Below are 7,547 nucleotides of genomic sequence, written 5' to 3' on the forward strand. Positions count from 1 at the left end.
CTGCCGACACCCGTAGAGCGGACGCCCGTACGGCAGCTGCCCGTACAGCCCGTCCCCGCGCGTCCGGAGGCGGCCCCGCCGGGCCCCGTGCCGCAGGCGCCCGTAGCGCCGTCGGGCGCGGTGCCGGGCCCCGGGGCCGGTCCGGTGTTCGACCGGGCTCAGCTCGAACACCTCGCCACGGGGAACGTCTCCGCCCTGTTCGGGCCCCTGTTCGCCGCACAGGACCGGTACGCGGTGCAGACCCGGATGCCCGGTCCGCCGATGCTGTTCGCCGACCGGGTCACCGGGATCGACGCGGTGCCCGGGGCGCTCGCCCTGCCGGGGCCGGTGCGGACGGACGGCACGATCTGGACGGAGACCGACGTCCGGCGGGACAGCTGGTACCTGGACGCCACGGGCCGCATGCCGTCCGGCGTCCTGATCGAGGCCGGGCAGGCCGACCTGCTCCTGCTGAGCTGGCTGGGTGTCGATCTCCTCAACCGGGGCGAGCGCGCGTACCGGCTGCTCGGCTGCGAGGTGACGTTCCACGGCGCTCCGCCCACGATCGGCGACACGCTGCGGTTCGAGATCCGCGTCGACGGCCACGCGGAGGCGGACGGGGTGCGGCTCGCCTTCTTCCGCCACGACTGCTACGTGGACGGCGAGTTGCGGCTCAGCGTGCGCGACGGCCAGGCCGGATTCTTCACCCCCGCCGAACTCGCCGGCAGCGGCGGTGTCCGGTGGAATCCGGCGGACCATCCCCCGGACGAGGACGGCCTGCCGCTCGACCCGCCGGCCGTCCGCTGCGACCGGCGCCGGTTCGGGCCCGGGGCCCTGGAAGCCCTGGCGCAGGGCAGGCCCGCGGACTGCTTCGGCCCCGGCTGGGAGGCGACGGCCGCCCACATCCGTACGCCGCGCCTCGACGGGGAGCGGCTGCGGTTGCTGGACGAGGTGAGCGAGTTCGACCCGGCGGGCGGGCCGTGGGGCCGGGGCTATCTGCGCGCCGAGACCGCGCTGAGTCCGGACGACTGGTTCTTCGCCGGGCACTTCCACAACGACCCGTGCATGCCGGGCACGCTGATGCTCCAGGGCGGCTTCCAGGCGATGGCGTTCTACCTGACCGCGATGGGATACACCGTGGCACGGGACGGCTGGCGCTTCGAGCCGGTGAGCGGGCGGCCGTACCGGGCGATGTGCCGGGGCCAGGCGACGCCGGAGAACCGGCGGGTCGTCTACGAGGTGTTCGTACGGGGGGTGTCGGCCGGTCCGGAACCGACGCTGTACGCCGATGTGCTGGGTTCCGTGGACGGGATGAAGGCGTTCCTGGGCCGGGGCGTCGCCCTGCGGCTCGTGCCGGACTGGCCGCTGACGCAGTGGCGGCACACGGGCGCGCCCGCCGTGCCGGGCGTCTGCGGCACACCGGCGCTTTCCCGGGCGGACGGCCCGGCCGGTCATGGCGACGGGAAGCCGGTGGCCGTGGCGGCCGACGGCTTCCGGTTCGACCAGGACTCGCTGCTGGCGTGCGCGTGGGGCCGGCCGAGCGAGTCGTTCGGCGCGATGTACGCGCCGTTCGACGGCGCCCGGGGCGTGGCCCGGCTGCCCGGCCCGCCCTATCTCTTCATGAGCCGGATCGTCTCGGTGGACGGGCCGCAGGGCGGGATGCGGGAGGGCAGCCGTGTCGTCGCGGAGTACGACGTGCCCGCCGACGCCTGGTACTTCGAGGAGAGCGGCTCCGGCACCATGCCGTTCGCCGTGCTCATGGAGGCCGCGCTGCAACCGTGCGGCTGGCTCGCCTCGTACGTGGGGAGCGCGCTGACCAGCGACGTGGACCTGCTGTTCCGCAACCTCGACGGGAAGGGCACGGTCACCGGCGAGGTGACCCCGGCCACGCGCACCGTCCGCACGTGCGCCGAGCTGACGCGGATCTCACGCGGCGGCGACATGGTCATCGAGACGTTCCGGGTGGCGTGCACGGCGGACGGCGTGCCCGTGTTCCACCTGGAGACGGTCTTCGGCTTCTTCCCCCGCTCGGCCTTCGCCGACCAGCAGGGCGTGCCGGTCGCGGCGGACGGCCGCGCCCGGCTCGCCGAGCCCTGCGACCGCACCGTCGACCTGGCCGCCGGGCCGGACCGCCACCGCACGGGGCGGCTGCGGCTGCCGGGGCCGGGGCTGCTGATGCTGGACCGGGTCACCGGGTACTGGCCGCAGGGCGGAAGCGCGGGTCTCGGCCGGCTGCGCGCGGAGAAGGACGTCCGCCCGGACGCCTGGTTCTTCCGGGCGCACTTCTTCCAGGACCCGGTGCAGCCGGGCTCGCTGGGCGTCGAGGCCATGGGCCAGCTCCTCCGGTTCCACCTGCTGGAGAGCGGTGCGGCGGCCGGCCTGCCGCATCCGCGTTTCGAGCCGGTGCTGCCGGACCGGGAGGTGTCGTGGACGTACCGGGGCCAGATCACCCCGGCCCACCGGCTGATCCGGGTGGACATGGACGTCGTGGAGAGCGGCCGGGACGCCTGCGGCCCGTACGCCGTGGCGGACGCGACGCTGTGGGGCGACGACACGTGCATCTACCGCGTACGCGGGCTGGGCATGCGGGTGGTGGCGGACCCGGCCGGCTGAGGACGGGCCTCGCGGGGGCGGCTTCGGGCGGGGCGGCCCGCCCCCGTGTTGCGCATTGCGGGCGAGCCGCCAGCATGAACAAGGGGGGCCGCCCGAGCCGTCGGCCGGGCCGCACCACGGGCGCCACCGCGAGCACCCGGAACCCCCAGGGAGCAGCCATGACCCACATTCCGCCGCCCGTCGAGCCGTACCTCGAACCCGCCGCGAGAGAGCTGGCCGAGGCGACCGACCCGCATCCCCGGATCTACGAGGTACCGCCGGAGCAGGGCCGCCAGATCCTCCTCGACCTCCAGAGCGGTGCCGGCGTGCCCCGCCCCGAGGTGGACGAGGAGTGGGTGGAGGTGGACGCCGGGACGTGGGGCAGGGTGCGCACCCGGATCATCCGCCCCGCGGGGGCGACGGGCCCGCTGCCCGTGGTGTTCTACATCCACGGCGCCGGCTGGGTCTTCGGTGACGAGAAGACCCATGACCGGCTGTTCCGGGAGCTGACCGTGGGCGCCGGCGCGGCGGGAGTGTTCCCGGTCTACGACCGGGCCCCGGAGGCGAAGTACCCCACACAGGTGGAGCAGAACTACGCCGTCGGCCAGTGGCTGCTGCGGCACGGCGCCGAGCACGGGCTGGACACCTCGCGCGTGGCGGTCACCGGCGAGTCGGTGGGCGGCTGCATGGCCACCGTGTTCGCGCTGATGAACAAGGAGCGGAACGGCATCGGCCTGAAGGCGCAGGTGCTGCTCTACCCGGTCACGAACGCCTCCTTCGACACCCCCTCGTACCATCAGTTCGCCGAGGGCTACTACCTCACCCGCGACGGCATGAAGTGGTTCTGGGACGCCTACACCCCCGAGCCCGCGCACCGTGCCGAGATGTACGCCTCCCCGCTCCGGGCCCCCCTCGAACAGTTGCGGGGGCTGCCCACCACGCTGGTGATCACCGACGAGGCGGACGTGCTGCGCGACGAAGGCGAGCAGTACGCGAACCGGCTGCGGGAGGCCGGGGTGGACGTCACCTCGGTGCGGGTGGCCGGCATGGTCCACGACTTCCTGCTGCTGGACAGCCTGCGCGACACCCGCGCCGCCCGCGTCGCCCGTCAGCTGGCGGTCGACGCGCTGCGCCGGGCCCTCCACGACGGCTGAGGGCCCGGTGCGGCGGCCGGGGCGGGGCTCAGTCGCGCGCCTCGGCCAGGGTGTGGGCGACGAGTGCGTTGGCGTGGCCGTGGCCCAGGCCGTGCTCGCTCTTGAGCCAGGCGACGAGTTCCATGTGCTTGGTGAGGCCGGAGGAGCGGATGAGGTCCTTCCACTCCTCGACGGGCCGGCCGTACTTCTTCTCGATGGCCGGGAAGTAGCTGGCGGGGCCCTTGGGCGGTGTGGTCATGCGGGTGCCTCTTTCCGGTGCGGGTGGTGGATGGTTCGGGGGGCGGCCGGTCACGCCGTGGGTTCGCCCGCGAAGAAGCCGGCGAGGACCGGGGCGAGGGTCTCGGGTGCGATGGTGTGCTCCTCGCCCTCGAAGATCCGCAGGGTGAAGTTGTCGCCGGCCCCGGCGAGTTCGCGTGCGCCGGTCTCCATGTGCGGTGCGCCCGCGTCGCCGCTGCCGACGAGGACGGGCACGGTGACGGAGGCCCAGCGTTCGAGAGGCAGCGGGCGGCCGGACATCGTGTCGCCCATGATCGCGCCGTCGTACGGGAGGGTGCGGGCCACGGCCTCCATGTCCGCCCAGAACGGGGCCTGCCGCATGCCCGCGACGACCTCCTCCGGCAGGGCGATCGCCGCCGTCATGAAGTAGGCGGCGGCATCCCCGTACGCCTCACGGGCGACGAGTTCCGTCAGGTGCGCCACGTAATCGGCGGGCAGCGGCGGCCGGCTGTCGTCGGTGATGAACGGCGGCTCGTACAGGGCGAGCCGGGTGACGGCGCTGCCCCGCGCGGTCGCCTCCAGGGCGAGTACGGCGCCCGACGACATGCCGAAGAGCATCGCGGACCCGCCGCAGGGGCCCTCGATGAGCGCGTCGATGTCCTCGATCTCGCGCCGCACCTCGTACTCGGGGGCGTCGCCGCTGTCGCCCCGGCCCCGCCGGTCGTAGGTGACGACCGTGAAGTGTTCGGCGAGCAGCCCGGCGAGTTCGCCGGACGCCGACCGGGTCATGAACGCGCCGCCGACGAGCAGCACGGCGGGGCCCCTGCCCCGCCGTTCGAACGCGAGGGCCGTGCCGTCGGCCGAGATGACCGTGTCCACTGTCGTGCTCATGTGTAAACCCCCATGGATGTGCCGTGCGACGGCTCGCGGTCGCGGCCGGACGCCGCGTTCTGGAACTGGACGGTACAGTACTCACACGAGTACTGGTCAGTCCAGTACTCTTTTCGTCGGCAGGTGGCGACGGACGAGCGAAAGGGGCCTGACGATGGACGAACGGTCAGCGCGGAAGCACCGGGCGATCCTGGAGGCGGCGACCACCGTGTTCCTGAACAAGGGCTACGCGGGCACGAGCATGGACGACATCGCGAAGCTCGCCGCGGTCTCCAAGCAGACCGTCTACAAGCACTTCTCGGACAAGGAGAAACTGTTCGCGGAGATCGTGCTGTCCACCACCGACCGCATCGACGCCATGGTCGATCTGGTGGCGGACATCCCCGCCGACGCCGCGACGCTCGGCGAGAACCTCACCCGCCTCGCCCACCAGTTCCTCACGGCCCTCACCCAGCCCCAGGTCATCCAGTTGCGGCGGCTCGTCATCGCCAACGCCGACGCCTTCCCCGAGCTGGGCGCCGCCTGGTACGAGCAGGGCTTCGAACGGGTCCTGGCCACCCTGGCCGACACCTTCCGGCGCCTCACCGAGCAGGGGCTGCTCAAGGCGCCGGACCCGCTCCTGGCCGCCCACCACTTCTCCGGTCTGCTGCTGTGGATTCCGGTGAACCGGGCGATGTTCCACGGCGGCGCCGAGCTGTCCGCCGCCGACCTGGACCACCTCGCGCAGGGCGGCGTCCGCGCCTTCCTGGCCGCCTACGCCTGACCGCCGCACGCGCGGGGCCCGCGTGCGGCGGCCGACCGGGGCGTCGCGCCCCGCCGCTCTACCCCTCCTCGCGGAGCTGGGCCGCCACGGATGCCAGCGGGCCGGTTTCCTCGGTGTGGCCCAGCGGGGCCAGCCGGGCGATCGCGGTGTCGAGGCGGGCGAGCGCCGGCGCGGTGCGCTCCAGGTACATGCCCTCCACGACCGCCGCGAGCCGGACGCACTCGGCCCACTGGGCGGCGTGGAACCGGTCCGGGCCCGGTTCGCCGAGCTGCCCCAGGGCCTTCTCCAGGGCGGCCAGGGACTCCTCGTACCGGCCGGCGTAGGCGTGGACGCGCCCGTGTTCGTAGGCCAGGGCGGTGTCCAGGGCGCGCCCGCGCGGCTCGAACGCGGCAGCGCGCGCCGCGTCGGCCACCCGGCCCGCCTCGTCGAGGTGGGCGAGGGCGCCGGCCAGGCCGTCCGGCCCCTGCTGTTCCGCCTGGAGGCGGGCGAGTTCGCGCAGGGCGTTGCTCAGCTGTTCGTAGCGCGGTTCGCGGCCGTGCGCGGCGAGAGCCTGGGCGAGGGCTTCGCGGGCCCGGTCGAAGTCGCCGGCCTCGCCGAGGAGCACCGCCGTCTCGGCGGCGATCATGGCGTGGCTCCCCGGATCGTCGTCCCAGCCGGCCGATTCGGCGGCGAGGGCGACGTACTCCGCCGTGGCGGCCTTCAGGTCCTCGCCGGCGTGCAGGGCCCGGGCCCGGATCAGGCGGAGCTGGGCGGCGAGGCGGTCGTCCAGCTCGCCGGCGGCGACGTCCGGATCGGCCAGGACGGAGTCGAGCAGGGCGATGGTGTCCTCCACCCGCCCCAGGTCGAGGCTGAGTTCGGCGGCGTTGCTGTACGTGCAGTAGGCGCGCGCCCGCTGGTTGCGGCGCAGGTCCAGCTCGGCGGAGCGCGTCAGCTGCCGCAGCGCCTCCTCGGGGCGGCCCAGGTGCATGCAGGCCTGGGCCAGGTCGCCGTGGAGACCGGCGGTCTCGGCGACCTGGACCGGCCACTCGGCGGCGAGGCGGGCCGCTTCGGCCAGGTCCGTGTACGCCTCCTGCGCGTCCCCGAGGCCGATCCGGAGCCGGCCGCGCAGTCCGAGCGTCCGGGGCAGGTGCCAGTCGGGGCCGTGCTCGCGGAGCCGGTGGACGAGGGCGTCCAGTTCGGTGACGGCGGCGGGCAGGTCGCCGGAGATGGCGTGGGTACCGGCCCGCAGCAGCGCCGCGCCGGAGATCTGCGACGCCAGGTCGTGCCGGGTGGCGAAGGTGTGCAGCAGCTCCACCTCGGCCAACGCCGCCGCCCCGTACTCCTCGCTCTGCACGGCCTGGAAGCGCAGGCCCAGGGCGGTCGCCCGCAGCCGCAGCAGGCGGCCCTCCTGGTACGGCGCGAGCCCGTCCGTCTCCTCGTGCAGCCGGACCATGCGGGCGTGGACGCCGGTCAGCACCGCCGCCCGTTCACCGGCCGCCCCGTCCCCGTCCCCGTCCGTGGCCTCCGCGTCGGCCAGGGCGGCGCACGCCGCGGCGACGGCCGCCTCGCCCGGCAGCGCGGCGTCCTCGTACAGGCCGGCGGCCTCTTCGTAGAGGTCACGCGCGTCCGCGGGCTCGTTGCCGTCTCCGGCGTCGGCGGCCTCGTCGGCCAGCAGGTCCGCGCGCAGCCGGACGAGCGGGCCGACGGCGGGGTCGTCGGGGTGGGTGTAGCCGGGGGCGGCGATCAGGGTGCGCAGCCGGGTCCAGCAGAGCCGGGCCTCGGGGTGCCCCTGTACCTCCAGTTCCCTGGCGCGTGCGACGAGTTCGGGCACGGAGTCGGGGAGGGCGGGGGCCTGCGCGGCGGGGGCGGCGGCCGGGGCGGCCGGGGCCAGGTCGTCGAGGCTGCGGACGCGCAGGGTGAGCTCCAGCCGGTCGAGGAGCGGTGCGCGGTCGAGGCGGGCCCTGCGCCGGTCG

At 74.6% G+C, this 7,547-nt stretch carries 4 protein-coding genes and 2 pseudogenes; 3 read left to right on the forward strand and 3 right to left on the reverse strand.

Annotated elements, in window-relative coordinates; genetic code table 11:
* Nucleotides 1-2,592: pseudogene (locus MHW47_RS29510) on the forward strand (beta keto-acyl synthase); the annotation flags it as partial.
* A 158-nt stretch (nucleotides 2,593-2,750) separates the two neighbouring features.
* Nucleotides 2,751-3,725 carry an alpha/beta hydrolase gene (locus MHW47_RS29515; RefSeq protein WP_239226828.1) on the forward strand — a complete coding sequence of 325 codons (975 nt, stop codon included), beginning with the start codon at nucleotides 2,751-2,753 and terminating at the stop codon, nucleotides 3,723-3,725.
* A gap of 28 nt (nucleotides 3,726-3,753) precedes the next feature.
* Here MHW47_RS29515 and MHW47_RS29520 read toward each other — a convergent pair whose 3' ends face one another.
* Together MHW47_RS29520 and MHW47_RS29525 are read right to left on the reverse strand one after the other, a co-directional pair.
* Nucleotides 3,754-3,963, reverse strand: a complete 210-nt coding sequence (locus tag MHW47_RS29520; RefSeq protein ID WP_239226829.1) for a DUF4287 domain-containing protein — start codon at nucleotides 3,961-3,963, stop codon at nucleotides 3,754-3,756.
* A gap of 50 nt (nucleotides 3,964-4,013) precedes the next feature.
* Complete coding sequence (locus MHW47_RS29525) at nucleotides 4,014-4,832, reverse strand: alpha/beta fold hydrolase (RefSeq protein ID WP_239226830.1); 819 nt, start codon at nucleotides 4,830-4,832, stop codon at nucleotides 4,014-4,016.
* 154 nt (nucleotides 4,833-4,986) lie between these two features.
* Between MHW47_RS29525 and MHW47_RS29530 the strand changes: the two genes are divergently transcribed.
* Entirely contained in the window at nucleotides 4,987-5,595 is a 609-nt protein-coding gene (locus tag MHW47_RS29530; RefSeq protein WP_239226832.1) for a TetR/AcrR family transcriptional regulator, read from the forward strand.
* Between the two features lie 58 nt (nucleotides 5,596-5,653).
* Here MHW47_RS29530 and MHW47_RS29535 read toward each other — a convergent pair.
* A pseudogene (locus MHW47_RS29535) lies at nucleotides 5,654-7,547 on the reverse strand (hypothetical protein); the annotation flags it as partial.

Source organism: Streptomyces sp. OfavH-34-F (genome assembly GCF_022347745.1).
GTDB lineage: Bacteria > Actinomycetota > Actinomycetes > Streptomycetales > Streptomycetaceae > Streptomyces.

What these genes read in the sequence shown, in the direction of transcription:
- MHW47_RS29520 (WP_239226829.1), bottom strand. Translation starts at nt 3,963, where the DNA reads ATGACCACACCGCCCAAGGGCCCCGCCAGCTACTTCCCGGCCATCGAG.
- MHW47_RS29530 (WP_239226832.1), top strand. Translation starts at nt 4,987, where the DNA reads ATGGACGAACGGTCAGCGCGGAAGCACCGGGCGATCCTGGAGGCGGCG.
- MHW47_RS29525 (WP_239226830.1), bottom strand. Translation starts at nt 4,832, where the DNA reads ATGAGCACGACAGTGGACACGGTCATCTCGGCCGACGGCACGGCCCTC.
- MHW47_RS29515 (WP_239226828.1), top strand. Translation starts at nt 2,751, where the DNA reads ATGACCCACATTCCGCCGCCCGTCGAGCCGTACCTCGAACCCGCCGCG.